General features: G+C 77.8%; 1 pseudogene. It reads right to left on the reverse strand.

The annotated features are described in order from the left end of the window. Positions 1–445: pseudogene (locus FNQ90_RS26470) on the reverse strand (hypothetical protein); the annotation flags it as partial. Between the last annotated feature and the right edge of the window lie 23 nt (positions 446–468).

The raw sequence follows: 468 nt of genomic DNA on the forward strand, positions 1-468 counted from the left end.
GTGGGGCGGGTTCCTCCACGGCGGCGCCGGACCAGTGGGCGGCCAACTCGCGGTGGGCCGGGGTGGTCGCCAGACGACGGGCCCGGACATGGGCGGCGGTGACGTCGCCGGGGGCGAGCGCGGGCGGTTCCATCCACACGATCGCGCCCTCGCGGTGACAGTACTGCCGGGGTATGCCGAGTTCGAACAGCCGGTCGGCGAGTTCGTGGTCGATGTCGGGTACCGCCTCCGTCGTCTCCGCGCCACCCGCCTCGCCCGCGCCCCCGATGGGCACGGAGGGGACGGCGCACAGGACCACGGCGGAGGGTCGGTCGGCCGCCGGATCGGCGGGGCCCGCGGTCCGGGCCCCGGCACCGAGTGCGCGCAGCGCCCTGACGACGGCGTCGGCGGTCGCGGGGTCCCCGACCACCCGAACGTCCCGCAGAGCGGCGGGGGGATCGGGCACGGGCCCGTCGATGCCCACGGCGG

The organism is Streptomyces alkaliphilus (genome assembly GCF_014141535.1).
GTDB lineage: Bacteria > Actinomycetota > Actinomycetes > Streptomycetales > Streptomycetaceae > Streptomyces > Streptomyces alkaliphilus.